The sequence below is a fragment of the Actinopolymorpha sp. NPDC004070 genome (assembly GCF_040610475.1).
In the GTDB taxonomy this organism is placed as follows: Bacteria; Actinomycetota; Actinomycetes; order Propionibacteriales; family Actinopolymorphaceae; genus Actinopolymorpha.
In genome coordinates, this window is record NZ_JBEXMJ010000001.1 from 666,463 (window position 1) to 690,828 (window position 24,366).

At 71.0% G+C, this 24,366-nt stretch carries 24 protein-coding genes and 1 other RNA gene; 11 read left to right on the forward strand and 14 right to left on the reverse strand.

Features of this window, described 5'->3' with window-relative positions; all coding sequences use genetic code 11:
* Positions 1-34 precede the first annotated feature (34 nt).
* From ABZV93_RS03010 to ABZV93_RS03020, 3 genes are all read right to left on the reverse strand, one after another.
* Positions 35-1,051 (reverse strand): LacI family DNA-binding transcriptional regulator, encoded by a 1,017-nt coding sequence (locus ABZV93_RS03010; protein ID WP_354929351.1) that lies wholly within the window; start codon positions 1,049-1,051, stop codon positions 35-37.
* Positions 1,052-1,135: 84 nt separating this feature from the next.
* Positions 1,136-3,055, reverse strand: a complete 1,920-nt coding sequence (locus tag ABZV93_RS03015) for an acyl-CoA dehydrogenase family protein (RefSeq protein WP_354929354.1) — start codon at positions 3,053-3,055, stop codon at positions 1,136-1,138.
* Positions 3,056-3,244: 189 nt separating this feature from the next.
* On the reverse strand, positions 3,245-4,189 hold the full coding sequence (locus tag ABZV93_RS03020) for a phosphatase PAP2 family protein (protein ID WP_354929357.1): 945 nt from the start codon (positions 4,187-4,189) through the stop codon (positions 3,245-3,247).
* Positions 4,190-4,424: 235 nt separating this feature from the next.
* Between ABZV93_RS03020 and ssrA the strand changes: the two genes are divergently transcribed.
* Positions 4,425-4,795: a transfer-messenger RNA gene (gene ssrA / locus ABZV93_RS03025) on the forward strand.
* A gap of 147 nt (positions 4,796-4,942) precedes the next feature.
* Here the strand turns inward: ssrA and ABZV93_RS03030 are convergent.
* Positions 4,943-5,182: a pentapeptide repeat-containing protein gene (locus ABZV93_RS03030; protein WP_354929360.1), complete on the reverse strand. Its 240-nt coding sequence runs from the start codon at positions 5,180-5,182 to the stop codon at positions 4,943-4,945.
* Positions 5,183-5,284: 102 nt separating this feature from the next.
* Here ABZV93_RS03030 and ABZV93_RS03035 point away from each other — a divergent pair, with 102 nt between their 5' ends.
* Complete coding sequence (locus tag ABZV93_RS03035) at positions 5,285-5,614, forward strand: nucleoside triphosphate pyrophosphohydrolase family protein (protein ID WP_354929363.1); 330 nt, start codon at positions 5,285-5,287, stop codon at positions 5,612-5,614.
* Between the two features lie 17 nt (positions 5,615-5,631).
* Here ABZV93_RS03035 and ABZV93_RS03040 read toward each other — a convergent pair whose 3' ends face one another.
* On the reverse strand, positions 5,632-6,021 hold the full coding sequence (locus tag ABZV93_RS03040) for a hypothetical protein (RefSeq protein WP_354929366.1): 390 nt from the start codon (positions 6,019-6,021) through the stop codon (positions 5,632-5,634).
* An 81-nt stretch (positions 6,022-6,102) separates the two neighbouring features.
* Positions 6,103-6,450 carry a hypothetical protein gene (locus ABZV93_RS03045; RefSeq protein ID WP_354929369.1) on the reverse strand — a complete coding sequence of 116 codons (348 nt, stop codon included), beginning with the start codon at positions 6,448-6,450 and terminating at the stop codon, positions 6,103-6,105.
* A 139-nt stretch (positions 6,451-6,589) separates the two neighbouring features.
* Here ABZV93_RS03045 and ABZV93_RS03050 point away from each other — a divergent pair, with 139 nt between their 5' ends.
* Positions 6,590-7,045, forward strand: coding sequence for a hypothetical protein (locus ABZV93_RS03050; RefSeq protein WP_354929372.1), 456 nt, complete (start codon positions 6,590-6,592; stop codon positions 7,043-7,045).
* Positions 7,046-7,176: 131 nt separating this feature from the next.
* Here the strand turns inward: ABZV93_RS03050 and ABZV93_RS03055 are convergent, their stop codons facing one another.
* Positions 7,177-7,779, reverse strand: a complete 603-nt coding sequence (locus tag ABZV93_RS03055; protein WP_354929375.1) for a TetR/AcrR family transcriptional regulator — start codon at positions 7,777-7,779, stop codon at positions 7,177-7,179.
* 181 nt (positions 7,780-7,960) lie between these two features.
* On the opposite strand from ABZV93_RS03055, the gene ABZV93_RS03060 reads away from it, so the two are divergent.
* Both ABZV93_RS03060 and ABZV93_RS03065 read left to right on the forward strand, forming a co-directional pair.
* Positions 7,961-10,045, forward strand: a complete 2,085-nt coding sequence (locus ABZV93_RS03060; protein ID WP_354929377.1) for an HNH endonuclease — start codon at positions 7,961-7,963, stop codon at positions 10,043-10,045.
* 99 nt (positions 10,046-10,144) lie between these two features.
* Positions 10,145-10,720 carry a hypothetical protein gene (locus ABZV93_RS03065; protein ID WP_354929380.1) on the forward strand — a complete coding sequence of 192 codons (576 nt, stop codon included), beginning with the start codon at positions 10,145-10,147 and terminating at the stop codon, positions 10,718-10,720.
* A gap of 178 nt (positions 10,721-10,898) precedes the next feature.
* On the opposite strand, the gene ABZV93_RS03070 is transcribed toward ABZV93_RS03065, so the two are convergent.
* Together ABZV93_RS03070 and ABZV93_RS03075 are read right to left on the reverse strand one after the other, a co-directional pair.
* Positions 10,899-11,420, reverse strand: a complete 522-nt coding sequence (locus ABZV93_RS03070; protein ID WP_354929383.1) for a flavodoxin domain-containing protein — start codon at positions 11,418-11,420, stop codon at positions 10,899-10,901.
* A 27-nt stretch (positions 11,421-11,447) separates the two neighbouring features.
* Positions 11,448-11,807, reverse strand: coding sequence for a hypothetical protein (locus ABZV93_RS03075; protein ID WP_354929386.1), 360 nt, complete (start codon positions 11,805-11,807; stop codon positions 11,448-11,450).
* Between the two features lie 472 nt (positions 11,808-12,279).
* Between ABZV93_RS03075 and ABZV93_RS03080 the strand changes: the two genes are divergently transcribed.
* Complete coding sequence (locus ABZV93_RS03080) at positions 12,280-12,900, forward strand: DUF308 domain-containing protein (RefSeq protein WP_354929389.1); 621 nt, start codon at positions 12,280-12,282, stop codon at positions 12,898-12,900.
* Positions 12,901-12,934: 34 nt separating this feature from the next.
* Complete coding sequence (locus ABZV93_RS03085) at positions 12,935-13,255, forward strand: hypothetical protein (RefSeq protein WP_354929392.1); 321 nt, start codon at positions 12,935-12,937, stop codon at positions 13,253-13,255.
* Between the two features lie 52 nt (positions 13,256-13,307).
* Here the strand turns inward: ABZV93_RS03085 and ABZV93_RS03090 are convergent, their stop codons facing one another.
* On the reverse strand, positions 13,308-13,949 hold the full coding sequence (locus ABZV93_RS03090) for an HdeD family acid-resistance protein (protein WP_354929395.1): 642 nt from the start codon (positions 13,947-13,949) through the stop codon (positions 13,308-13,310).
* Between the two features lie 352 nt (positions 13,950-14,301).
* Here ABZV93_RS03090 and ABZV93_RS03095 point away from each other — a divergent pair, with 352 nt between their 5' ends.
* A complete protein-coding gene (locus tag ABZV93_RS03095) occupies positions 14,302-15,525 on the forward strand; it encodes an esterase-like activity of phytase family protein (RefSeq protein WP_354929398.1) in 1,224 nt (407 codons plus the stop codon).
* Positions 15,526-15,557: 32 nt separating this feature from the next.
* Here ABZV93_RS03095 and ABZV93_RS03100 read toward each other — a convergent pair whose 3' ends face one another.
* Both ABZV93_RS03100 and ABZV93_RS03105 read right to left on the reverse strand, forming a co-directional pair.
* Positions 15,558-17,330: a sulfatase gene (locus ABZV93_RS03100; RefSeq protein WP_354929401.1), complete on the reverse strand. Its 1,773-nt coding sequence runs from the start codon at positions 17,328-17,330 to the stop codon at positions 15,558-15,560.
* Between the two features lie 131 nt (positions 17,331-17,461).
* A complete protein-coding gene (locus tag ABZV93_RS03105; RefSeq protein ID WP_354929404.1) occupies positions 17,462-18,853 on the reverse strand; it encodes a glycosyltransferase in 1,392 nt (463 codons plus the stop codon).
* A gap of 558 nt (positions 18,854-19,411) precedes the next feature.
* Between ABZV93_RS03105 and ABZV93_RS03110 the strand changes: the two genes are divergently transcribed.
* Complete coding sequence (locus ABZV93_RS03110) at positions 19,412-20,377, forward strand: LLM class F420-dependent oxidoreductase (protein ID WP_354929407.1); 966 nt, start codon at positions 19,412-19,414, stop codon at positions 20,375-20,377.
* A gap of 6 nt (positions 20,378-20,383) precedes the next feature.
* Here ABZV93_RS03110 and ABZV93_RS03115 read toward each other — a convergent pair whose 3' ends face one another.
* Positions 20,384-21,232, reverse strand: a complete 849-nt coding sequence (locus tag ABZV93_RS03115; RefSeq protein ID WP_354929410.1) for an NAD(P)-dependent oxidoreductase — start codon at positions 21,230-21,232, stop codon at positions 20,384-20,386.
* A gap of 18 nt (positions 21,233-21,250) precedes the next feature.
* Positions 21,251-22,045, reverse strand: coding sequence for a class I SAM-dependent methyltransferase (locus ABZV93_RS03120; protein ID WP_354929413.1), 795 nt, complete (start codon positions 22,043-22,045; stop codon positions 21,251-21,253).
* 187 nt (positions 22,046-22,232) lie between these two features.
* Here ABZV93_RS03120 and ABZV93_RS03125 point away from each other — a divergent pair, with 187 nt between their 5' ends.
* The gene (locus tag ABZV93_RS03125) at positions 22,233-23,660 is read left to right on the forward strand and encodes a histidine kinase (RefSeq protein WP_354929416.1); all 1,428 of its coding nucleotides are present in this window, start codon (positions 22,233-22,235) and stop codon (positions 23,658-23,660) included.
* Positions 23,657-24,358, forward strand: a complete 702-nt coding sequence (locus ABZV93_RS03130) for a response regulator transcription factor (RefSeq protein ID WP_354929419.1) — start codon at positions 23,657-23,659, stop codon at positions 24,356-24,358. Before ABZV93_RS03125 ends, ABZV93_RS03130 begins: the two co-directional genes overlap by 4 nt.
* Positions 24,359-24,366 lie beyond the last annotated feature (8 nt).

Genomic DNA, 24,366 nt, shown 5'->3' on the forward strand with positions numbered 1-24,366 from the left:
GGCCGAGCGTTTCGCCGGCCCCGGAGGGCCGCTGTCAACCGGCGCTTGTCCGCGTACGCGACCGCAGTGAACTCGCCCGTACGTGCAACTCGGTGGGCAGCACCGTCACCGACGGCGGCCTGGACGGGTCCTCGACCCGGCGCAGCAACAGGTCGGCGGCGGTGCGCCCGATCTCGTACGTGGGTTGGGTGATCGTGGACAGCGGCGGCCGGATCAGCGTCGCGCACGGCACGTCGTCGAACCCGAAGACACCCACGTCGGCGGGCACCCGCAGGCCCCGGTCGACCAGGCACTCCAGCGCGCCGACGGTGAGCAGGTTGTTGGTGGCGAACACCGCGTCCGGGCGAGGCGTGTGGTCGAGGAGCTCGCCCATGGCGGCGTACCCGCCCTGCTCGCGGAAGTCGGTGTGGCGTACCAGCCGCGGATCCGGTTTCCGGTCGGCCGCCCGCAGCGCGCGGCGGTAGCCCTCGAGGCGTTCCTCGGCGGTGCTGACGTCGCGCGGCCCGGTGATGCAGGCGACCCGGGTGAAGCCCTCGTCGAGGAGGTGGGCGGTGGCGAGTTCGGCGGCGCTGGTGTTGTCCACCGTCACCGTGTCCACCTCGACCTCCTCCGCCCGCCGGTCGATGGCCACGATCGGTACGCCGGCCGACACCAGCTGGGCCAGGTGACCCGGCTGGTTGGTCGGCGAGACGATCACCCCGGCCATCTGCTCGGCCAGGATCGCGGCGATGTAGTCGGCCTCCTTGGCCGGGCTCTCGTCGCTGTTGCAGAGCACCACCGAGTACCTCGCCTGCTGCGCGACGTCCTCGACCCCGCGCACCAGCGCGGTGAAGAACGGGTTGTTGATGTCGGAGACGAGCACCGCCCACAGGTGGGTCTGACTGCGGCGCAGGCTGCGGGCGAGCGCGTTGGGCCGGTAGTCGAGCTCGGTCGCGGCGGCACGGACACGGTCGGCCAGTTGTGCGTCGACGGTCTGCTTGCCGTTGAGCACCCGGGAGACGGTGGACGCGGAGACGCCCGCGCGGCGGGCGACGTCGTAGATCGTGGCCATGGTGGTGGCTCAGCGTAGGACACAGCAGGGCGCTCTCGTCCGTCCCGGTCGGAGAGAGCGCCCCGCGTCTGCGTGCCCGCCGCGTCAGATCATCCGGCGGGCGAGGTTCTCCTTGCCCGAGGCGCCGTGAGCGGATCCGGCGATCCACGGGCCGTCGGGGTAGAGGTGGAGTACGCCCTCCTCCACCCAGGTGTAGCGACCGGCCATGATCTGCTTGGCCAGCGCGTCGTCGCTGTCGTCCGCGTTGACCCACAGCCGGCGGAACAGCTCCCGGATCCGGGTCCGCGCCTGGACGCAGAACGCCTCCGCCAGTTCGTACGCCGCGGCGCCGCGCTCGGGGTCCTCCTGCCGCAGGCGCTCGGCCCGCACACAGGCCGCCGTCATGGCGAACAGCTCCGCGCCGATGTCGACCACCCGGGCGAGGAATCCCTGCCGCTGTTCGAGTTTGGCCTGCCAGCGCGCCATGCCGTAGAAGGTGTTGCGGGCCAGCTTGCGCGAGGCGCGCTCCACGAACCGCAGATGCGGGGCCAGGTCACCGAACTCGGCGTACGACGAGGGCCGGTGTCCCTTGCCGGTGACCAGCCGCGGCAGCCACCGTCCGTAGAAGCCGCTCGCCCTGGCCGCCGCCTTCGCCTTCGCGCCGGTGTCGGCCTGCACGTCGGCCAGCGCACCCGCGGCCTGCAGGTGGGTGTCGACCGCCTCGCGGGCGATCATCAGGTGCATGATCTCGGTCGAACCCTCGAAGATCCGGTTGATGCGCATGTCCCGCAGCATCTGCTCCACGGGCACAGCCCGCTCACCGCGCGCCGCCAGCGACTCCGCGCTCTCGTAGCCGCGGCCGCCCCGGATCTGCACGAGTTCGTCGATCATCTGCCAGGCCTTCTCGCTGGCGTACAGCTTGGCCAGCGCCGCCTCCAGCCGGATGTCGAGGGAGCCCTGGTCGGCCATCCCGGCGGACAGTTCGAGGACGCTCTCCAGCGCGTACGACGTGGCCGCGATGAAGGAGATCTTGTGCGCGATGGCCGCGTGCCGGCCGATCGGGCGGCCCCACTGTTCGCGTTCTGCGGACCACTCGCGGGCGACCTTCAGAGCCCACTTGCCCGCGCCCGCGCACATCGCGGGGATCGACAGCCGGCCGGCGTTCAGCGTCGTCAGCGCGATCTTCAGGCCCATGCCCTCCTCGGCGAGCCGGTTCGCGGCGGGGACCCGCACCTGGTGGAAGCGGGTGACGCCGTTCTCGATGCCGCGCAGGCCCATGAAGGCGTTGCGGTTCTCGACCGTGATGCCGGGGCTGTCGGCCTCGACCACGAAGGCGGTGATGCCGCCGCGGTGGCCCTCCGAGCGGGGCACCCGGGCCATCACCACGACGAGTTCGGCCACGACGCCGTTCGTCGTCCACAGCTTCACGCCGTCCAGGACGTACTCGGAGCCGTCCGCGCTCGGCACGGCGGCCATCGCCAGCCGGGCGGGGTCGGAACCGACGTCGGGTTCGGTGAGCAGGAACGCGCTGATCGCGCCGCGCGCACAGCGGGGGAGGTACTCCCGCTTCTGCTCCTCGGTGCCGAACATCTTCACCGGTTCGGGCACGCCGATCGACTGGTGCGCCGACAGCAGAGCGCCGATGCTCGGGTGGACCGAGCTTGCCAGCATCAGCCCGGCGCCGTAGTCGGCCATCGACAGGCCGAGACCGCCGTACTCCACCGGGATCTTCATCCCGAACGCGCCCAGGGCGGCGAAGCCCTTCGCGTACTCGTCGGGGATGCGGGACTCACGTTCGATGACCTGGCCGTCCAGCGTCTCGCAGTACGCGCGCAGGCGGGCCAGGAACTCCCGGCCCCGGAGGATCTTGTCGGCGGGAGGACGCGGGGCGGGATGGATCAGGTCGAGGCGGAGCTGCCCGAGGTAGAGGTCCTTGGCGAAGCTCGGCTTGACCCAGGAAGCCTCGCGGGCCGCCTCGGCGACAGCGCGAGCTTCCACTTCGGTGACGCGGCCGGTCTGGCTCATGGCTCACCCTTTCGCCGGTACTACCGGCCAGTGTTACTCGCCAGTAAGAGGCGTGCCAGGGGAACCTGAAAAGGGACCGACAGCTTGGGCGAGTGGTCCGAAAGGTGCCGTTGACAGTGGTTGGCCTCGGTCGCGTACGGTCCGAGAAGCCTGTGTACGCAGGCGAAACGGACCTGTCGGGCAGGCCTGTCAGGCGTCGGTTGACGACCACTCACGGTCTGGTGACCTCGGCGGCCGGGGCGGGAAGGGCCGCCGGTCCATGCGGGGCACGACCCGATGAACCGTGGCCAGGGTGAGTGCCATCACCAGGCAGGCGGTGCCGGAGATGGCGGCCGCGCTTCCGGCGTACGCCACGAAAAGCCGCCGCCGGGTCAGCGCGTCGATGTTCGCGTACAGCCCGGGGTCGGCGACCGCCGCGGCGAGGATGCCGCCGGCCACCAGGGCCACGCCGGCCACCGCGAGCAGTGAGACGGCGTACGGATGAGCCTCCCGGGTGGTGGCCCGGGCGAACCGGGACTGGGCGAGGACCAAACAGAACCCGCCACCGGCCGCCCAGCCGCCGACGATCAGCAGTGCCGCCACGGCGTCGCTGGGCCGGTGCCAGCCGGCGGACAGCGTGGCCACCGCGGTCAGCGCGGAGTAGCCGGCGCCGAGCACCGCCGCCGTGCCGCGCAGGGCGGGTGGGAGCACCAGGACGAACGCGACGGCGACCGACGCGGCCACCGTGGTGTGCCCGCTCGGCAGGCTGTTCAGGCCGGCCGCCGTCTCGCCCTGGACGCCGAGGTCGGGGCGCTGGATGACGACGTGCTTGAGTACCTGGGTGGTGAGGTTGGAGCCGGCGACCACGAGCGTGGCGACCAGCGCGAGCAGCACCCGGCGTCTGGCCAGCGCGATGAACCCGATCAGCAGGGTCGCGGCCGCGAGGGAGGCCACCGACACCACGTCCAGCACCCGGGTCACCAACGTGTGCACGTGTGTCTGGCCGACCACGTTGCCGGCGAGCGCCACCGAGTCCAGGAGCTGGCCGTGGTGGGTGTGGATGAAGATCCACCACACGGCCGCCAGTGCGACGACGAAGCCGAGAGTGAGGGTGAACAGCCAGGACGCGGTGACTCCACGGGAGCGGCTCGGCATGCGATCACGGTAACTGCTCACCCTGGGTGCCCGGCCGCTTCCCGGAGGCCTCATCCCCGACGGGCGGCGGAGATGAGGCCTCCGGGAGTCGCCTCTGGACATGTCTCACATAACGGACGCCCGGCGCCGGCCGCGGAATGCGGATGACCTACGCGGGCGTTGGGCAGTACAGTGGTCCGGGTCGGTCGGGTACGCCCGATCCGGCGCGAGCAGGACAACCTTGACAACTCAACATGGGGGTGAACGGTTTCGACTTCGTGCGATCGCTTCAGGGGAAGCGGGCCGAGGACCCAGGGTCGTCTCGTTAACGATCCCTGGAAACCAATAAGTGCCGATTCCAAGCGCACTAACTTCGCTCTCGCCGCCTGAGGCGAGCTGACGAAGGGTCAGCCCGGGAGTGCCTTCGGCCCGGGTCCTGATCTCATCAAGAGGGCTCACCTGTACGGACTGGCCACTGGGCCGTACGGGGAAATGAACAGTGGCTGGGCCCGTCGGCGACTTGCCTGTGAGAGCGCCGGGGCCGAGTAGAACGCCTAACAGGATGCGCCCGGAGAAGCCCTGAAACATCGACGAAGGACGCGGGTTCGATTCCCGCCACCTCCACCAACCGCAAGGCCCCTGGTCAGAGCCATCTGACCAGGGGCTTTCGCGTGCCAGTGACCACTTTACGACCAGTTTGTGTACGGGCGGTCGCCCCTCGGACACGTCCGACAGCGAGCGTCAGTGTCGCGCGCCAGGCGGCGTCGGGCTCAATCACCTGATCGACTCCCAAGATCCGCGGTGGCTGCCAAGGTGCGTTCGAGAGCGGCCCAGGCCGCGTAGAGGCCGTCCGGATCTGCGGCGTGCCGGTCGGCGCGCCCGGAAAGCGAACCGCATCACGACACCGGACAGGTCAGCCCCAACGAATCGAGCACCACGCAGGTCCGCGCCGGCGAACTCTGCTCCCTGCAGGTTGCTGGACCGCGTGAAGGTTGCCACAGCATTCCTCTTCACGCTAAGGCGCGATGTGGCGTTGCATCCCTCAGCGCCACTTGGCGATCTTACGGTCAGGCTCGAACCCGAACTCAGGGGTGGGCCGGTCCATACTGGTCGGCCATGGATCTGGACGAGTACCAGTGCGGCGCCCTGCGCACCGCCGCGTCGCGGGACAAGAAGAACGAGCTACTGCACCTGGTGCTCGGGCTGGTCGGCGAGTCGGGTGAGATCGCCGAGAAGTTCAAGAAGTGGGTACGCGACCAGGACAGCGACGAGTCGCGGATCGACCGGGCCAGCGTGGCCAAGGAACTCGGGGACGTGCTCTGGTACGTCGCGGTGCTCGCCGACTACCTCGACCTGTCGCTGGACGACATCGCGAGCGGCAACCTCGCCAAGCTGGCAAGCCGCCAGGATCGCGGCGTCCTGGGTGGGAGCGGCGACAACCGTTGATGTGCCGCGCTGCGTGATCACACCGTGTGGGAAGTGTCGGGTGGTGCCTGCATCTGCGGCCGCACCAGGTGTCTACGGACGGCAGGCGACAGCAGCGTCGCCAGCTTGGCCGCAGAGATCAGTAGTAAAGGGACCATGTAGGTCGTGATGTCACCACCGACGACGAGCACGAACAACAGCCAGGCGCCGAGGAGTACCGACAGTCCCCACGCCATTCGGCCTCGGCGCCACACCAGCCAGGCGAGCCCGGCGAAGATCAGCGTCCCCACCAGTTGTTCGGCGAACGGGTAGTCCGCGTTCATCGCGGCCCCGACCGTGCGGGTGTAGGTCAGCAGGAGCACGTCGAGCAGCACGTAACCCGCGAGCAACCACCCGGGCGAGTGCCGCCAGATCCGGCCCACCTTCATGTCGACACCTTCCTGCCGGACCAAGGACCCGACACCTTGGCCCACGCGTGCTGCGAAGGCCGTCGGGTGAACGTACGCCCGTCACAGGCGGAACAGGAACCGATGGACCCCGACGCCGACGACGGCCACGGCCGACGAGACCAGGGCGAGGTCCAGTGCGAGGTCCAGTGCGAGCATCCCAGCAGAGATCCGGGTCGGGTTCTCCTGCGGTAGCCCGAACCTCAGGCCGGACGCCTGACCTTCCGGTGGGTCCATCCACGACTGGTCCTGGCGGATCCAGTCGAACGGGAGCCCGAGGTGAACGTCCCTGAGCTCGGCTGCCGTACTGGCTCGGCCATGGTCGAGGAAGAGCCCGAGAACGAGAAGGACGCCCGCAAGCGTCAGCACCGCGAGCACCCGCCCGGCCAGCCGAATGGAGTTGCGGACCACTGTCGCCCCCTCCGCCGCACCAACCAGGATCCAGACTCTAGATCACGCACCCAGACACTGTGGGGTTCTCACGTCATCTCGCCCGCCGGCCGCGTACTCGCTACGCTCCAGCCAACCCACACGGCGGAAGGGGACGCTCATGCTCACAGGTAACGGCGCGCGGCGGGTTCAGCGAGTGCTCGTGGGCGGGTCCGGTGTGTGGGCCGCGGCCCTCGCCTGGTCCACGCTGGTGGTTTTGTGGGTGACGGTGTTCCTGCTCGGCTGGCTCGTCCTCCCTGCGGTGGCCGGCCTCACAGTCGCCGCGGTGCTTCTCACCGCACGCTTCTCGGCCGCATGGCGACCCGGGCGACTCCTCATGCTCGCGTCCCTCGGCGTCTGGGCCGTCTGCTCCGTCGTCGTGTGGTGGCTGTGGGGGGTCGGCTTCGAGGCGGCGGACACCGGACGGCCCATGCCCGCGGTGATGGTGCTGGAGCGTCCGTCGTTCGTCCTGGGCGCGGGCGCCTTCCTGCTGTTCTGGGCACACCTGCTGGCCGGCGTCGTCCACACCCGCAGAGCCGCGCCACCCACGCTCGCGAGCTCCGAGGCTGCCGGTTGACCGGGCACCGCAAGATAATCCTGTACGCCAACCCGGGAGCCGAGCCTTTCTACCGGAGGCTTGGATTCCTCCCGATGACGACCGCGATGGCGGTCTGGGACGATACTGCCGCAGCCACTGCCGCCGGCCTGCTACGTGACGACACCTGACCGGCCGGCGCCGAGCAGGGTGGCCGCACACTCCGCGGCGAGATCCTCGGCGTGGCGGGGGATTCGCTGTCCGGAGCGGTAGTGCCGGCGTACGACGGAGTACGGCAAGTCCACGATCGCCATCCGCACCACCTCCTTGTCGCGGTCTGAGGTCCGGCCGAGCCCGCGGCCGATCTCTCCGACGGCGCGGGCCACCTGGCGGTTGCCGCGGCGGTGTCGCTCGCGGTCCTCGTCGGGCCAGTCGGTCGCGTCGAAGTCGGCGGCGGCGTACAGCAGGATCGTCGCGTCGGCGGGGTTCGCGCGACTCCAGGCGACGACGTGCCGGGCGGCGGACCGTGCGGAGGCGAGGGGCTCGTCCTGGTCGACCGCGACCAGGAAGCCGGCCTGGAACCTTTCCAGGGAACGCAACCACAGTGCCGCGAGCAGTGCCGGGCGGCTGGGGAAGCGGTGGTAGACCGAGCCGCTGGGTGCTCCGGCCGCCCGGGCGACCGCGGCCACCGTGACGGCGCGCGGTCCCGCGTCGGCGACCAGACTGGCCGCGGCGTCCAGCAATCCGTCGACGTCGTGGCGAGGTGGTCTGCCCATGCGAGCGAGTGTAGGAGTGCCGGCCTTCCCGGCGATGCGAGACGGTCATCGACGAACAGGTTCCGGGGTACGAAAGACGGGCCGGCCATCGTGCATGCAGGCTGAGATTGACGTCGATTCGCCTTGTGGGTAAGGGGTTTCCGGCGCACATCAGTCGATCTTGTCCGGTAGAATCGAACGCATGAGCGACGGCAGTGGGTTCTTCGGCGACGACTCGGGTGGGGGCCCGGGTCGTCGCCGGGTGCTGCCTGCGGGGTTGGCGGAGATGCTGCCTGGGCCGCGGCTTGCGGTGCTGGTTGCCTCGGTGGACCGGGCTTTGTGTAACGGGTTCGAGCTGGAAGAGCTGGTCAGGGCGCGTCGGAAGCTGATCGGCTGGCTTGAGGCCGAGTGCCTGTCCGATGTGAACGAGTTGGCCCACACCGCCCCCGGTATGCCTGAGGAGCCGGCGCAACGCAGTGCCGAGCTGGACTCGATGACCCAGGTCGTCCTGGAGGCTCTGCTGGGGTGGTCCGGTTATCACGCCGACTGGTATCTGACGCTGGCCACCACCCTTCCCCGGCTGCCCCGGGTGCGGGAGGCGTTGGCGTCGGGGCGGTTGGAGTTGGCTGAGGTCCGCATGATCGTGGACCGGGTCACCGACGCCAAACCGCATCTGTGGGGCGGGATCGAGGACGCGATCTTTCCCAAGGTGCTGGAGCTTCGTGGTGGGTTGTTGCGGGCGAAGGTGGAGGCGGAGGTGGTCAAGGCCGACCCCGACGCTGCCGCCAAACGACACCGTGCCGCAAGGTCGGGGCGCAATGTCGCGATCTGGCCTGCCGTCGACGGCGTCGCCGACCTCGCCGTCCGAGGGTTGTCCGCGGACCAGGCCGCGGAGGCGTACGGCTACATCGACGCCATCGCCCGCGCGGTCAAGTCCAGCGGCGACCCCCGCAGGCTCAGCCAGTTGCGTGCCGACGTGGCCTACTCCCTGCTCGCCGGCACCGCCGACATCACCGACTGCTCAGCCCCAAGCCAAGCTGACCGGCCCCCCGACAAGACCGGCCGGGAACAGACCGGCCGGGAACAGACCGACCAGGACCAGACTTCGGCCGCCCAGGCAGCTCAGGAAGAGTCGGAACCGGAGCAGACCGAGCAGGACGACACCGAGCAGGAGACGGCAGCGGAGGTGGCGGCCGGGGATGCGCAGGACGGGAAGGGGCAGTGTGCCGTTCACCGGTTCCCCGACCACGACCTGCACGACAGTTGGTGTGAGTGCGGCGACTGTGCTCCGGTTTCGGTCGCCAGGTGCGCGGTGTGTGGGGCGAAGAACGGCGTTCCGGTTCACGACATCGCCGCCCACGAGGCTGCCCGCACCGCAGCCGGCCAGAACGTGGCGGACCAGAGTGCGGCGGACGAGAATGCGGTGGACGAGAATGCGGCGGAGTGCAACTCGGCAGCGGGTGATTCGACCGCTTTCAACGACGACGCGGAGTCTGCAGCCGGCCGGCACGCAGTCGGTGAGAATGCAGATGGTGCCGCCACCGCTTCCGACACCGGTTCCGCCGCGGGTCAGATCCCCCAGCAGAGCCGCCGACCGGATGAGTCGACCGATTCTCCACCTGGCGAGCCGACCGGCCCGCCACCGGACAACTCGACACCGCCACCGCCGCCGTGGTCTTCTACGCAGCCGAGTTGGGGGCCGATACGAACGCGCTCGAAGATCCAGCTGAATATTCCGCTGACCACGCTGATGGGACTGTCCACCCGGCCCGGGGAGCTCGGCGGGTGGGGCCCGGTGATCACCGAGGTCGCCGAACGACTGGTGGCGAACAATCTCACCAACCCCGAAGCCAGGTTCAGCGTCGGAATCACCCATCCCGTCACCGGACGCCTACTCCATTTGCATCCGATACCCGCCAGGTTCCTGCGCGGACTACAAGCCGAGCTGGTGCATGCCCGCGACCAGCGCTGCGCATGGACCACCTGCAGACGCCCGGCAGCGACCTGCCACCTGGACCACAACACCGAACACGCCGACGGCGGCGAAACGAGCGTGGACAACATCGCACCCCTGTGCCCGCGCCACCACAAAGCCAAGACCGAACGCGACTGGAAGCTCCACCAGACCGGGCCGGGAGAGCACACCCTCACCGACCCCTTCGGCCGCCAGTACGCAAGCCGAGCACCCTCCCTCACCGACCCGGTACCGAGCAACTCCACACTGGCCGAGTCGGCAACCACCCCAGCCGCGACCAGGACGGTCGGCGACGGCCTACCACCGTTCTAGGGCCCGCTCCAGCCCGTCATTGTAGAGAGAACCCTCCAGATCGGCCGTAATTTTAGAGTACGCTCTCCAAAACGGTTTTCGGATGTTCGGGGAGATGACATGAGGTTGCCGCAGGTGTGGGGCGCCCGGCCCGAGGAGGTGGCCGTCGAGTACCCGTGTGACGGATACTTCACCGGTCGTACGACGTCGTTGTTCCGGGCGGTGACGGTGCGCGCCGACGTACCCACGGTCTTCCGTTGGTTGTGTCAACTGAGAGTTGCGCCGTACAGCTACGACCTGGTGGACAACGGCGGGCGACGCAGCCCGCGTGAGCTCACTCCGGGCCTGGAGCACCTCGAGATCGGCCAGTCGTTCGCGCGGATCTTCACGCTGGCCGACTTCACCTACGACCGCGACATCACGTTGGTGTTGACCGACCGGTCGGGCCGGCGTCTGTTCGGTGAACTGGCGGGTACGTACGCGGTGAGGCACGATCCGCACGCACCGCCGGGGCAGGACGTGTCCCGGCTGTTGGTCAAGCTCGTCCTTCCGGAAGCGCGCCACCCCGCCGCACGGCTACGCCAGACACTGCTCTCCTGGGGTGACCTGGTGATGATGCGGGCCGAACTGCTCAACCTCGCCCGCCTCGCCGAGCAAACCGCGCGAAGCCGGACGCGAGCGGGCGCGGCCGGCTGATCTCCGGGCCCGGTCTCCTGAGACCCAGGCCCGGAGCCGGAGGGCGCCTGACGGTCAGGAAGCTTCGGGGCAGGCGGGGCCGGCAGCGCACGTGGTCGCCGGAGTGTCGGTCAGCCCGTACATACGCCGGCTTCGACGGGTGCGCCGGAGGGCCGCTATGCCGGCGAGGTGAGGTGCACTAGTCGTTGGCGAGCTGGCGGGCGATGGTGTCCGACCAGGCGTCGACGTCCTTCCAGTTGCGGAAGTCGCCGTACTTTCCGCGGATCCCCCGGTAAAGCAGCCGGCCGGCCCGCGACAGGTGCGCCGGTTCGATCGCACCGGCGAAGACGTGGTGGTCGCGCAGGTCGATCGCATCCCTGAACTGCCCGACCACCTTGGGCGCCTCACCCGCGAGCATGCCGGCGAACCGGAAGCCCTGTTCTGCCGCGGCCGGGCCGAGACCCACGCTGAACAACCACACCGGCCGGAGCACCAGCGCGGACTGGTTACGTCGTACGTACGCCTGGGCCTCGGTCGGCCAGGCACCGCCGTACAACCCGCACCCGAGCACGGCCGCGTCGTACCCGTCGGCATCCGGCGCCCGGCCCACCTGGTGCACCTCGACCTGGTTGCCGTACTCGTCCAGACTTGCCGCGATGCGCTCGGCGATGCCGCGGGTCGAGCCGTTCCTGCTCGCGTACGCCATCAGGACCACAGCCATGCTGCGTACCCCCAGTCCCGGAGCCGGTCAGGACGAAGGACCGCCGGACGGCGGCCGGCCGGTCGGTGACCCATCTGCGCCGAGCTCGCGGGCAGGTTCGTGTGCCCAGGAGTCAATCGCCTGCTCGTCGCGGTAGTCGGCCGTCCCCCGGCGCCCCATCCGCCGGGCCAGCCCGAAGAAGCCGCGCGCGTCCTCGCGTAACCGTCCGCCGAAGGTCCGGTGGCCACGCGCGTGCACCTTCTCCGCCGCGTCGCGGGCCGTGTCCACCGGCGGGATCTCGTGTTCCTCCGCCGACCGGTCCAGCGGGCCACTGCCGAACAGCCAGACCGGATGTCCGGTCGCGCGGTTCCTGGTCGCGTACGCCACGAGCACGCGCGTCGTCACCATGCACCTCCCGCACGTCACTCCCGTACGCCCCCGGCACAGCCTCGTGCCTCGGCGCCTTCGACCATGGGATCCCGCCCGTGTACGACCGGGACAGGGGCGGAGGTCCCGTCAGCGGCCCGGTAGGGCACGACCCGGACGGAGCGGGTTCATCCCCGGCGGGTGGTGTCGGAGCGGACCTCACTGGTCAGCCTGCTGATGCGGGGACCAGTGACCGGTCCGGCAGGGCCCGGCCGAGGGGAGCGCAGTGATGCCGTCCGACCCGAGCGCCGCCGGCTCCGCCCCCAACGGCTCACCGCCGGCTCCGGAAGCCCTGCCGCAACCGCTGCCGACTCCGGAACCCCCGCAGACCTTGGAACCTCCGCAGGCTTTGGAACCGCCGGAGGCACCCGCCCCGGCGCCGGAGGTACCCGCCCCGCGGAGGGCAACCGGGCCCAGGACCAGCCGTAGGACCAGCCGCAAAGCCAGCCGTGGCGTGGCCACCGTCCTGCTCGCCCTGGGGGACAGCTGGGGCGCGATCCTGTTTCTCGGGTGTGCGAGCCTCCTGCTCGGCGCCGCGGTCGTCGCCTGGCCCCACCTGAGCACGACCGCCTGGCCGAGCCCCACCACGAGGACGATCGGCGTCCTGCTCGGCGCCCAGATCCTGCTGTACGGCCTGTGCCACCTGCTGCGCGCGATGGCGGCGCCCGACGTGGACGGCGGCCGCCGCGTCCTGGTGGCGCTGCTCGGCATCGAGGCCCTGGTCGTGGGCGTCCTGCTGGTCCGTGGAATCGGCGGCACCGTGGCCGTGCTCGGGCTGATGGCCGGGCTGTTCTGGCTGGTGGCGGGGGTGATCGCCGCCCTGTCGGAGTTCGTGGGCAGGGCCCGCCCCGGGCGCGGTCCGGCCATGCTGGGCGGGCTGCTGGCGATCGGGGCGAGCATCGCGGTCCTGTCGTACCCCGAGGCGTCCCTCACCGTGGTCGCCGAGGTCCTCGGCGGCTACGCGACCGTCCTCGGCGTGCTGACCATCGTGGCGGCGTTCCAGGTCCGCGGTGCGGCGCCCGACCGGCCGGCCGACCGCGACCGGTCCGACCGCGGCGACGCGGCCGGCGGCTGAAGAACCCGCTCGTACGCCGCGTGCCGACTACACCGTGTACGGCTCCCTGCTCGCCGGTTCGGTGGTGGCCGGCGCAGGCGGGGGTGACCACCCGCTCGCCCCGCTGGACCTCGGCATCGCCGTACTCGCAGCGTTCCCACCCTCGGTACCGGCCTTCGCCGGTGCCCTGCTGGGCTGGCCGGCCAACGTCGTGAGCTGGCTGGCACTCGTGGTCGCCGTTGCCGGCGGAGTGCTCTGGGCAGTGGTCGCCACCGCCCAGGCCGGTGCGGGCCGCTCGGTGGTCGTGCTGTCGGCGTGCGTCAACCTCGTGCTGGGCCTGGCCATCGTCGGCGTGAAGAGCCTGGTCCTGCACTGACGTCCAGTGCGGGACCAGGCTCCTCGTTCGGCCGGGATCAGGCCAGCCAGGCTCAGGCAGGCGCCGACCGGCCCTGCCCGGGAATGCGTCCCCGGCCGCGGGTGGCCTGAGCCTCGCCGACGAGTTCGGGGAGCTTGCGGACGCTGAACGCCGCGAAGATCTCGGTCACGCCGTACAGGATCATGCCGATCCCGATCAGGTTGACCAGCAGCAGCACCTCGCGACCGGGCGAGCTGATCGCCCACATGCCCAGCACGATCTCCAGCGCGCCGATGATGAGGCCCACCCACCACAGGTTCCGCCGGACCGAGGCCAGGCTGGCAACGATGGTGAAGATCCCGCTTATCACGAGGTACCACGCCACGAAGACCGAGAGCACGAACAACGTCGGCCCCGGCCACACGAACGCGACGATTCCGGCCGCGATGCCGAGAATGCCGCCCACTATCCACAGCCAGCGCCAGCTGTCCGCACGTGACGCCTGCATGAACTGCGAGATGCCGCCGAGGATGAACGCGATGCCGGCCAGGATGGCCAGCGACACCAGCGCGGCCGGGCGCAGGCTCAGGATGAGCATGCCGTACAACGTCCACACGACGCCGGCGGCGAGGTAGAGCCACCACAGCTTGCTGACCGACTCCGCCACCTCCATGGCCGGCGCCTCACCACCCATCGGGGCCTCCCTGGTGGGCATGTCCTCGGCTCGGGTTCCTTGCGGCGCCTGTTCGGGAATCTGCGCGCCCTGTGCCGTGGCCCCGCGCTGCGGGCGCTGGGGGGTCTCTGGGGATTCGCCTGACATCTCCACCCCTTGGGTCGGGTCCGGCTGTGCCGCGGCACGCCTGGACGGCCTTCGGCTTCGCGCACGCCGGTCGGGCGTACAGGTGAACGATGTCTCCCGCGATCTGTCCGCGGCTCATCCTGGTCGGGTGAAGTGAGCGACTCCCGGTCGTGTGCACGCGTGCCGACGGCGAACTCCTGGCCAACTTCCGCCGTCCGCCTGTGTCGCCAATGGTCGGACCCGGGGGTGATCGAGTTGTATGGGGCGCATGGGTAGGTCCACCGCACTCGTCCTGTCGGCCGCATTGGTCACGCCGCTGCTCGGCGTCGCGCTGGCCACCGGCTCCGCCGCCGCGGCTCCCGCGACCGCACCGGACGCCGCTCCGAACGCCGCACCGCCGCCGGCCGCGGCTGCCGGACGCCACGACCCGGGACTGGGCACGCCGCGCCTGCTCGGGGTGCGAACCGTGCCGAAGGGACTCGTCGTCGGCGGCCTGTCCGTCGGTGAACTCTCCGGCCTCGACCGCGACCCGCGCACCGGTCGGTGGTACCTGCTGTCCGACGACTCCGAGGACGGCCCGGTGCGCATGTTCACCGCCCGGTTCGAGGTGTCCGAAGCAGGCGTGGGGGAGATCCGGTTCACCGGCGCCACCGCCCTCGAACGCACCGACGGCTCCACCTTCCCGCCGTTCGCCAGTGCGGACCCGGAGGTGGCCGACCCCGAGTCCATCCGCGTGGACCCCCGCGACGACAGCCTGTACTGGACCAGCGAGGGCAAGCGGGTGGTGCCCACCGACGGGTCGGCGCCCGCACTGATCGATCCGTGGGTACGCCAGGCGACGTCGGCCGGGAAGTACGTACGCCAGTTCGCCGGCCCGGCAGACCTGGCGATGCACGCAGACGAGGTGGGGCCGCGGGCGAACGCGACCTTCGAGGGGATGACCCTCACCACCGACGGGCGCCGGCTGGTGACGTCGATGGAGGGACCGCTCTACCAGGACGGTCCGTCGCCGACCGTCGACCGCGGCGCGCTCACCCGCCTCACGTGGTACGACAAGCGCACCGGCCGGGCCTTCCGGCAGGTGGCGTACCCGCTCGACCCGATCCCGGTGGCGCCGAACCCGCCCACCGCGTCGGCCGACAACGGCGTCAGCGAACTGCTGGCCGTCGACCGCCACCGCTACCTCGTCCTCGAACGCTCCTTCGCCTCCGGCGTCGGCAACAGCATCCGGCTGTACGAGATCGACGACCGCGGCGCGACGAACGTCCTCCGTCGGGCGAGCCTCGCCGACGGCGGTTACCGACCGGTGCGCAAGCGCCTCGTGGTCGACTTCGCGGACTTCGCCGGCGCGGGGCTCCCGCACGTGGACAACCTGGAGGGCATGGCCTGGGGGCCGAGACTGGCGACCGGCGAACGGACGCTGGTGTTCGTGTCCGACGACAACTTCAACCCGAGCCAGGTCACCCAGGTGGTCGCACTCGCGGTGCGCTGACCCTCAGCCGGCCGGGGGCCGCGGCCGCGGACTCAGCTCGCCGCCAGCGCGCTCGCCAGCCGCCGCAGGCGTTCACCGTCGAGCACACCGGGCGCCACCGCGGCGAGCTCGCGCAGCGAGAGGTGGCCGAGGGTGGCGACCCGCGGGTTGTCCAGCAGGCCGGGCACCGCCGACTCCATCGAGGCCACCGCGCCGGGGTCGGCCAGTAGTTCGGCCACCGGAGTGGTGAGCGACTGCGGCCCGGCGGGGAACTCCTCCGGGTCCGGCAGCGGCGTGGTCGCCTTCCGAACCTGCTCGCGCTGACGGCGCAGCAACAGGTGCTCCGGCCCGACGTCGCCGGTTTCGGGCAGGCCCAGCCGGGTGAACTGTTCCGCCGGCGCCTCCTCGGCCCGCATCAGCTCCACCATCAGCCCGGCCAGGCGGGTCTCCACCTCGTCGTCGACCAGCGGGTCGTCCTGGTGCGGGTCGTTGTCGAGGTCGAACAGCATCGAGCCGTGGAGATAGGTGTTGGCCAGGGGTTCGCCGGGCACGCGGAGCACCGGGCAGCCCTTGGTGAACCCGAACGGCGGAGCGAGCTGGGCGTCACGTAACTCGTCCACGCGGAAGCGTTCGCGCATGTGCGTGGGCATCAGCGTGTAGGCGTACAACGGTGCGTTGTCCGGCTCGGCACACGCACGCATGTAGACGTGGCGCCCGTCGGTGATGTTGACGTGGCCGCCGAAGCTGCCGAACAACCCCACCTCGCGTACGGGCGTGTCGTCGGCCACCGTCGCGCCGAGTGGTACGCCGTGCATGTCCGGCGGGCGCTCCACCCCGAAGTGGTCCATCAGCGTGGGCGCGATGTCGATCGTCTGCACCAGGCTCGAGCGGCGTTGCCCGGCGGCGTGCGGAGCGCGCGGATCCCATACGAACAAGGGGTTGTGGATGTTCTCGTCGTACCACGGCTGGGCGTTCTTGCCCCACCAGCCGTGCTCGCCGAGCAGGAACCCGTGGTCGGTGGCCACGATCAGCATGGTGTCCGACCACAGGTCGTGGGCGTCCATCGCGTCCAGCACCCGGCCCAGCGAGTGGTCGCACATGCTGAGCAGGGCGGCGTACTCGAACCGCACGTGCTCGACAACCTCGGGCCGCTCGGTCACCCGCTTGTAGTCGGGCCAGTCGTGGTGCGGACCGGCGTAGGCGTGCGGGTAGAGATCCTTGTACTGCTTGTACGTGTAGAACGGCTCGTGCGGGTCGAACGTCTCCAGGTGCAGGAACCAGTTGTCCTGCGCGTGGTTGGTGTCGAGGAACTCGATGCCCGCGTCGAAGGTGCGGCTTTGGGGGTGGTCCTCCTCCTGGCGCAGGTGCTCGCGGTTGATCCAGTCCTGTCGCCAGGTCGCGCCGCGGTTGATCTTGGGGCTGTCGGGCACGTGCGGGTCGGCGACCTGCCCCTTCCACGCGTCGCCCTCCTGTCCGCGGAAGAACTCCCAGGAGTCGTAGCGGCCGTGGTAGGTCGCCCCGCCGTCCTCCCAGTAGTGCTGGTGGTCGCTGGCCAGGTGGGTGTAGACGCCGTGCTCGCTCAGCAGTTGCGGCATCGAGTCGTCGAACGGCTCCAGCGGACCCCAGTCGCGGTGCAGGAAGTTGTACCGGCCGGTGTGCAGCTCACGGCGGGCCGGGATGCACGGCATGCTGCCGCCGTAGCACCGGTCGAACGTCGCGGACCGCCGTGCCAGCCGGGAGAAGTTGGGTGCGTGCACCCAGTCGTTGCCGTAGGGCGGCAGGAAGCGGCGGTTGAGCGTGTCGAAGAGCACCAGGATCGCCTTCACCGGACCTTCCTACCAGCAGCCGCCGACGACACGCCCGCCGCGACCGGACCCGGCAAGGGTCCTCACGGTGCCGGCGAAACCGCCGGTCGGGCAGACCTGGCTCAGTGACCGGGAGCGGGACGCAGCGGAGGTCAGGCGGCACCCACGTACTCGCGTTCCCGTTCCCGCGCCGGCTGCTCGGTCAGCGGCTGCTCGGTCACCGGCTGCTCGCTCACCGGCTGCCGGTGCTCGGGCTGCCGAAGCGCGGGCTCGGGCTTCGGGCGCAGGGCCACCTCGACCCGCGACCGGGTGCCCCATCCCGTGGAGCGCAGGGTGATCAGCGACCAGAACCGCAGCGGCAGCATCACCAGCAGGTTCACGTAGCCGTACAACGGTGACGTCGCGAACGTCAGGAACCGCGACCAGACACTCTGGCCCTCCCGGCGTACGTCGAAGTAGCGAACGGACCGCGCCAGCGACATCAGCCCCACGAACCACAGGTAGTGCAGGACGAGGACCTCGCCGGTCAGCAACGTGTGCACCACCAGCACGTACAGCAGGATCGAGGAGAAGACCGCCCACTGCGCGAGCTCGAGCAGGGTGAGCCACCACGCCGGCCTGGTGGGGGACAGGTTGCCGAGGACCCACAGGGACTCCCGGAAGAAGGACCTGCCCCACCGGGCCTGCTGGCGGACGAAGTGGTTGAAGCGCTCGGGTACGGCGGTGTGCGCGATCGCCGACTCGACGAACACCACCCGGCCCTCGCTCAGGCAGTAGTTCGTCATCCGCCGGTCGTCGCCGGTGATCGCGGGCTTGCCGAGGAACTCCTGGGTGAGGAAGTCGTCGAGGTGCCGGAGTACGACGTCTGCCCGGTAGAAGGCGAGGATCCCGCACACGCACAGCACCGACCCGAGCCGTGAGTACGCCGCCCGCTCGCCGAGGAAGGCGTTCGCGTACCTCACGTCCTGCATCCGGGTCAGCACGTTGTGGTCGTGGTTGAGGGGCAGGACCAGCCCGGTGGTGGCGGTGATCCGCCGGCGCCCGAACGGCCGCAGGCCCTCGTGCACCGCGGTGGGCTCCAGCACCGAGTCGGAGTCGACGCACACGAAGATGTCCACGTCCCCGGCCATCGCGCGGAAGCCGACCGCGAGCCCGTGCCGCTTGCCGAGGTTCTCCGGCTGGCGGAACACGCTGATCCGGTCGTGGACCGCGGCGTACTGCCTGGCCACCTCGAACGCGGCCGGGTCCTGGGAGGCGTCGTCGACGACCACGATCCGGCGCAGGGGGTACGACTGGGACAGCAGCGAGTCCAGGCACGAGCGCAGCAGGTCCGGGTCCTCGTTGTAGATCGTGACGATCGCACCGATCCGGCGGCGCGGGTTCGGCTTCGGCCACCGCCTGGCCGGAAGCAGGGACAGCAGCAGTTTGGTGCCGAGGATGGTGAAGACGGCGAACCCGTACACGCTTGCCAGGCCGTGGTGCAGCCACCTGGACATGGTCAGCGCCGCGGCGGCACAGAAGATCAGCAGGGCGGTGGCGGTCATGCGACGGACAGTGGTGCGGACATCGGGCATGCGGGTGTTTCCTAGCTGTAGAGAGCAGGCGGCAGCGCCGCCGGAGCTCGAAAACCGCCCCCCGCGGAGATCGTGTACCGGTGTCGTCGTGTACCGGTGGGGTCGCCGGGCGCCGCGGTCGACGTCGGTCGACGGGCGCGCTGTCGAAGCGACCGGTCAGGGATGGTGCGAGGGCGCCTGAGGGCGCCGGTGTGATTCTGTTGGTGGTTCGGTTCGCGTCGTCGGGCCGGCTAGCCGGCGTGGCCGGGTTGCGAGCCGTGTGGGTGGATCGGCCGTGGTCTTACCGGTATTACCTTCATTGCCGCCCTTCCTACCAGCCCGGGCGAACGTTCGCAGGGGCGCGGTGGCGGATCGGGGCGTACGTGCGCGGGGCAGAGGCCCGGCGTGACTGTGTGCATGGGCGGCAGCCGGCGACAGTCGCTTCGGTGGCCAGGTGCCGTCGGTGCGTGTTCGGCGGCGCGTCCCGGGAAGTAGGTCCCACAGGCGCGAGGACCCGGTGCACCCGCCCCGAACCGACGAGGAGTGACCATGGTGGAGTTCGGTTACACGCTGATGTGCGAACAGGCCGGCCCGACCCAGCTCGTACGCGACGCATGCCTGGCCGAGGAGGCCGGCTTCGACTTCGCGGTGATGAGCGACCACTATTTCCCCTGGCTGGACGCGCAGGGGCACTCGGCGTACGCCTGGTCGGTGCTGGGCGCGGTCGCCCAGGCCACCTCGCGGATCCCGCTGATGACGTACGTCACCTGCCCCATCAGGCGCTACCACCCGGCGGTCGTCGCGCAGAAGGCGGCCACGGTCGCGCTGCTCAGCGAGGGGCGGTTCACCCTCGGGCTCGGCGCGGGGGAGAACCTCAACGAGCACGTCGTGGGCGGTGGCTGGCCTCCGGTCGACCTACGCCACGAGATGCTGACCGAGGCGATCGAGATCATCCGTGAGCTGTGGGACGGCGGCTACCTGCGCTACGACGGCGAGCACTTCAAGGTCGAGTCCGCCAAGCTCTGGGACCTTCCGCCGACGCCGCCGAAGATCGGGGTGGCGGCGTCCGGGCCGCAGTCGGTGCGGCTCGCCGCCCACTACGGCGACGCGCTGATCGCCACCGAGCCCAAGCCGGAGCTCGGCGAGATGTTCGACGAGTTCGGCGGCACCGGCAAGCCGCGCATCGGCCAGATCCCGGTGTGTTACGACACCGACACCGAGGCCGCCAAGCAGCGCGCCCACGAGCAGTTCCGGTGGTTCGCAGGCGGGTGGAAGGTCAACGCCGAACTGCCCGGCCCGTCGGCGTTCGCTGCGGCGTCGCAGTTCGTCACACCCGACGACGTGGCCGAGCAGATCCCCTGCGGCCCGGACGTCGCCACCCACGTGGAGGCGATCAAGGAGTACGTCGACGCGGGCTACACGCACGTGGCGCTGGTGCAGATCGGCGGCGACCACCAGGAGGAGTTCGTCGCCTGGGCCAACAAGGAGCTGCTGCCGGCCCTCCGGGAACTGTGAGGCGGACTACCGCGGGTCGGGCCGGTCGGTGTTGTCCAGCGGCGTCCAGCCCAGCACCTCCCGCGCCCTGGCCATCGGGACCAGCCGCTCGGCGGCGTCGCCGCTGATCGCGAACGGCTCGAACCCGTGGCCACGCCGGTCCAGGGCCGCCAGCAGCGCCCGGGCGACGTCGCGCGCGGAGGTGCAGATCAGCCTGGCCCGTGGGTGGTCCGTACGCGGGAAGTCGGCGTCGGCTACCGGGTGGCACAGCCGCAGCGCCACGACACTCATGCCGTACACCTCCGCGGCGTTGCGGCAGACCTCCTCGCCGAGCCGCTTGGCCAGGCCGTAGAAGTCGGTCCCGTCCGGCGGGGTGGACTCGTCGGGATAGCGGTCGCGGCCGGGGACGCCGGCGCTGATCGAGGTGTCGTTCGGCGAGTCGTCCCCGCCCCTCGGGTCGTCCACGGCCGGCTCGGCGTACACCGACATGCTGCTGGTGTAGACCGCGTGCGTGACACCGGCCTCGTGCGCGGCCCGCAGCGCGACGTGCAGGCCGGGCACCGCGACCTCCAGGTGCATGCGGGCGTTGTCCAGGCTGCCCCAGTCGGCCATCGGCCCCATCGCCATGAAGATCACCGCGTCCACGCCGTCGACGGCGCGGGTCACCGCCGTCACGTCCCGCAGGTCACCCGGGACGTACTCGACGTCGACGTCGGAGCGCGGCGGCTTCAGGTCGAACACGCGCAGGTCGTGCTCCTCGGCCAGCCGGGGCAGGACCAGCCCGCCCACCAGACCGGAACCGCCGATGACGAGTACCCGCATGCAGACCTCCCCGAAGCCGGTGCCGGCGCCCGACCGGCGCCTGACCGACGCCACGAACCGGCGTCCTCCGCATCATCGCGGTTCCGCGTGGCCGACGCGACCCGGGGCCGCGGCCGGTTCCGCCAGGGAGGGGCCGGAGTGGCCTGCGGGGTGCGGGGTGGTGAAGAAGACCATCGGGTCGTCGGCTCCGGAGTGGACCGGCTCGGCCAGCCCCAGCTCCACGCGCAGCCGGCGCAACCGGGCGTTGACGTCGGGCGCCTTCGCGGCGGCGACGGTGAACGACGTGATCCCGGCCGTGCACAACCACCGCAGCAGCTCGGCGCCCTCCGTACCCGGCAGTGGCCTGGCCCGGTGATGGACGTCGTGCACGCTCACGACGGTGCCCGGAGCGAGCCGCGGCAGCAGAGTACGGAGGTACCACCGGGCGAAGCGCGCCGAGTGTGCGGCGTCCAGGAAGAGGTACCCGATGTCGTCCGGGAGCTCGGCCACCCGCTCGCGGACGTCGCCCTCGGTGAACAGCCAGCGGCCCTCCGACAGCTCCGGAGGAACCCACCGGCGGGCCGCTCCGGTCCGGTCGAAGGAGTACAACGTCCCCTCCCGGTTGTCCCGCAGCGCCCGCAGCAACCAGCTCGTCGACCAGCCGTGCAGGCAGCCGATCTCGACCAGGGCGGCCGGCCTGGTGTGGCGCACCAGCAGGTAGCTGATCTCGGCCTCGAGGTCGTCCAGCTGGGCCCGGCCTCCGGCGCGCCGGTGCCGGTCGTACAGCTCCCGCTGTTCCTGGCGCACCCTCCGCAGGCCCTCGGCGTATCTCTCGTACAGGGCGGACACGAAGGACTCGGTCACGAGCGTGTCGGACGTGGTTCGCATGATATCTCCCGTCGCTTCGGCGGCGCCGCCTTCGGGCGCCGACGGCGAGAAGCTAGGTCGGAGGTCGCCGTCGTCGCGTCGTACGGGAGACCGGTCCGCGCGGTGGCACCAGCGGGGGAGGGACGGTCGGCAGGTCACACCGTGGTGTGATCCGCGATGTCGGTCGGGGAATCTAAAGTGAGCGGCGATGACCACTCCCACGGACCCGCGCGCCGACGCCCACGAGGGCGCCGGCCGGTCGGTCGTGGCCCGGGTCGCTCCGACGTTGGGTGCCTTCACGCTCGCGGCGGTGCTGGGGGCTTCCGGAGCGGTGTTCACCAGCACCAACTACCGGGTCGGCGCGCCAGGCGCGGTCGGCGTGCTGATCGCGCTGTGGCAGGTGGTCCCGCTGCTGATCGCGGTACGCCGGCCGCTGGTCGCCTGGTGTGTCTACGCGCCGACGCTGGTCGTCGCGCCCCTCCTGGTCACCCCCGTCGACCCGTCCGAGCCGTGGCCGCTGCTGCCGCCGGCCCTGATCGCCTACCTCGTCATCCAGATCCTGCTGGCCTGGCGGCGACCGCTCTACGTCGCGGCCGCGGCCTGGGCACTGGCCTGCGCGGCCTTCGTCGTGATGGCACAGACGGGCGACGATGTGCTGGCCACCGGCCCGGACGTGACCTTGTTCGTGCTGACCTCGGCGCTCGCGCTGGTCGCCGGTGTCGGGCTGCGGATCAGGACCCGGATGCGGTCCCGGCTCCTCGCCGAGGAACGCCTGTCCGCCGAGGAGCGCGCCCGGCGGACGCTGCTGGAGGAGCGCGCCCGCATCGCCCGGGAGATGCACGACATCGTGGCTCACCACATGTCGGTGATCGTGGTGCAGGCCTCCACCGCCGAATACCGCCTTTCCGGCCTGCCGCCGGCGGCGAAGGAGGAGTTCGGCTCGATCGCGGCGGCCGCGCGGGAGTCCCTGACGGAGATGCGCCGGCTGCTCCGGGTGCTGCGGGAGGACCGGCCCGCCGAGGACAGCGCTGCCGAGACCGCGCCAGCCGAGAGCGGGACAGCCGAGGGTGCACCGAGCCCGGCGGACACCCGCGACGCCACGGGTTCCACGAGGTCCACGCGTTCCCCCAGTTCCCCGCGCACCCCGCAGCCGGGGCTCGCCCGGATACCGTCGCTGGTGGAGTCGACCCGGCGCGCGGGCACGCCGGTACGCCTGTCGATGACCGCCATACCCGAGCAGGTGCCCGACGTCCTCGCACTGACCGCCTACCGCATCGTGCAGGAGGCGCTCAGCAACGTCGTCCGGCACGCGAGCGGAGCGTCCACCAGGGTGTCGGTCGACATCGTGGGCTCCGACCTCGTGGTCCGGGTGGCCAACGCCGCCGGAGGGCCGGGCCGCCCGGGCAGCCCGCCGGTCGAGGCGCCGGTCGAGGCGCTGGCCGAGACCGCCCGCGCCGGGCACGGCCTGCTCGGCATGCGCGAGCGGGTCGGGCTGGCCGGCGGTGAGCTCGCGGCCGGTCCGGCACCCGACGGCGGGTTCGTGGTCCGGGCGAGCCTTCCCCTCGGCGCCGGCCGTCCGCTGGTGGCGTCCGGACCAGCGGTGCCATCGGGGCCCGGCCAGGGAGAGGAGCGATGACGATCCGGGTCCTGGTGGTCGACGACCAGGCGATGGTGCGGGCCGGTTTCGCCGCCCTGCTCGCCGCCCAACCCGACATCGAGGTGGTCGGTGACGCCGCCGACGGCCGGGCCGGGGTCGAAGCCGGCCGTCGCCTTCGGCCGGACGTGGTCCTGATGGACGTCCGGATGCCGGAGCTGGACGGGCTGGAGGCGGCCCGGCAGCTGCTCGACCCGCCTCGCGGGGTGGAGCACCGGCCGAAGGTGCTGATGCTGACCACATTCGACATCGACGACTACGTCTACGACGCACTACGCGCCGGGGCGAGCGGGTTCCTGCTCAAGGACGCGCCGCCGGCCGACCTGATCGCGGCCGTACGCGTGGTCGCCGCGGGCGACGCGCTGCTCGCACCGTCGGTGACCCGGCGGCTGATCGAGGAGTTCGCCCGCACCCGCCCGGTGGTCCGCGCCCGCTCGCCTCGCCTGCACGCCCTCACCATGCGCGAGCAGGAGGTGCTCACGCTGATCGCACGTGGCCTGGCCAACGCGGAGATCGCCGCCCGGCTGGTGGTGGCCGAACAGACCGTGAAGACCCACATCGGCCGCATCTTCACCAAGCTCGACCTGCGCGACCGGGCCCAGGCGGTGATCTTCGCGTACGAGAGCGGCCTGGTCACCGTCGGTGCCGCCCAGGCCGGGTCCGGACACGACGGACAGTAGGAACATCC

Bases quoted from the DNA above. Each gene is read 5' to 3' on its own strand.
- ABZV93_RS03075 (WP_354929386.1), bottom strand. From the start codon at position 11,807: ATGGTGACGACGCGCGTGCTCGTGGCGTACGCGACCAGGAACCGCGCG.
- ABZV93_RS03105 (WP_354929404.1), bottom strand. From the start codon at position 18,853: ATGACCGCCACCGCCCTGCTGATCTTCTGTGCCGCCGCGGCGCTGACC.
- ABZV93_RS03090 (WP_354929395.1), bottom strand. From the start codon at position 13,949: ATGCCCACCAGGGAGGCCCCGATGGGTGGTGAGGCGCCGGCCATGGAG.
- ABZV93_RS03110 (WP_354929407.1), top strand. From the start codon at position 19,412: ATGGTGGAGTTCGGTTACACGCTGATGTGCGAACAGGCCGGCCCGACC.
- ABZV93_RS03070 (WP_354929383.1), bottom strand. From the start codon at position 11,420: ATGGCTGTGGTCCTGATGGCGTACGCGAGCAGGAACGGCTCGACCCGC.
- ABZV93_RS03035 (WP_354929363.1), top strand. From the start codon at position 5,285: ATGGATCTGGACGAGTACCAGTGCGGCGCCCTGCGCACCGCCGCGTCG.
- ABZV93_RS03040 (WP_354929366.1), bottom strand. From the start codon at position 6,021: ATGAAGGTGGGCCGGATCTGGCGGCACTCGCCCGGGTGGTTGCTCGCG.
- ABZV93_RS03060 (WP_354929377.1), top strand. From the start codon at position 7,961: ATGAGCGACGGCAGTGGGTTCTTCGGCGACGACTCGGGTGGGGGCCCG.
- ABZV93_RS03065 (WP_354929380.1), top strand. From the start codon at position 10,145: ATGAGGTTGCCGCAGGTGTGGGGCGCCCGGCCCGAGGAGGTGGCCGTC.
- ABZV93_RS03015 (WP_354929354.1), bottom strand. From the start codon at position 3,055: ATGAGCCAGACCGGCCGCGTCACCGAAGTGGAAGCTCGCGCTGTCGCC.
- ABZV93_RS03020 (WP_354929357.1), bottom strand. From the start codon at position 4,189: ATGCCGAGCCGCTCCCGTGGAGTCACCGCGTCCTGGCTGTTCACCCTC.
- ABZV93_RS03095 (WP_354929398.1), top strand. From the start codon at position 14,302: ATGGGTAGGTCCACCGCACTCGTCCTGTCGGCCGCATTGGTCACGCCG.
- ABZV93_RS03120 (WP_354929413.1), bottom strand. From the start codon at position 22,045: ATGCGAACCACGTCCGACACGCTCGTGACCGAGTCCTTCGTGTCCGCC.
- ABZV93_RS03130 (WP_354929419.1), top strand. From the start codon at position 23,657: ATGACGATCCGGGTCCTGGTGGTCGACGACCAGGCGATGGTGCGGGCC.
- ABZV93_RS03010 (WP_354929351.1), bottom strand. From the start codon at position 1,051: ATGGCCACGATCTACGACGTCGCCCGCCGCGCGGGCGTCTCCGCGTCC.
- ABZV93_RS03050 (WP_354929372.1), top strand. From the start codon at position 6,590: ATGCTCACAGGTAACGGCGCGCGGCGGGTTCAGCGAGTGCTCGTGGGC.
- ABZV93_RS03055 (WP_354929375.1), bottom strand. From the start codon at position 7,779: ATGGGCAGACCACCTCGCCACGACGTCGACGGATTGCTGGACGCCGCG.
- ABZV93_RS03125 (WP_354929416.1), top strand. From the start codon at position 22,233: ATGACCACTCCCACGGACCCGCGCGCCGACGCCCACGAGGGCGCCGGC.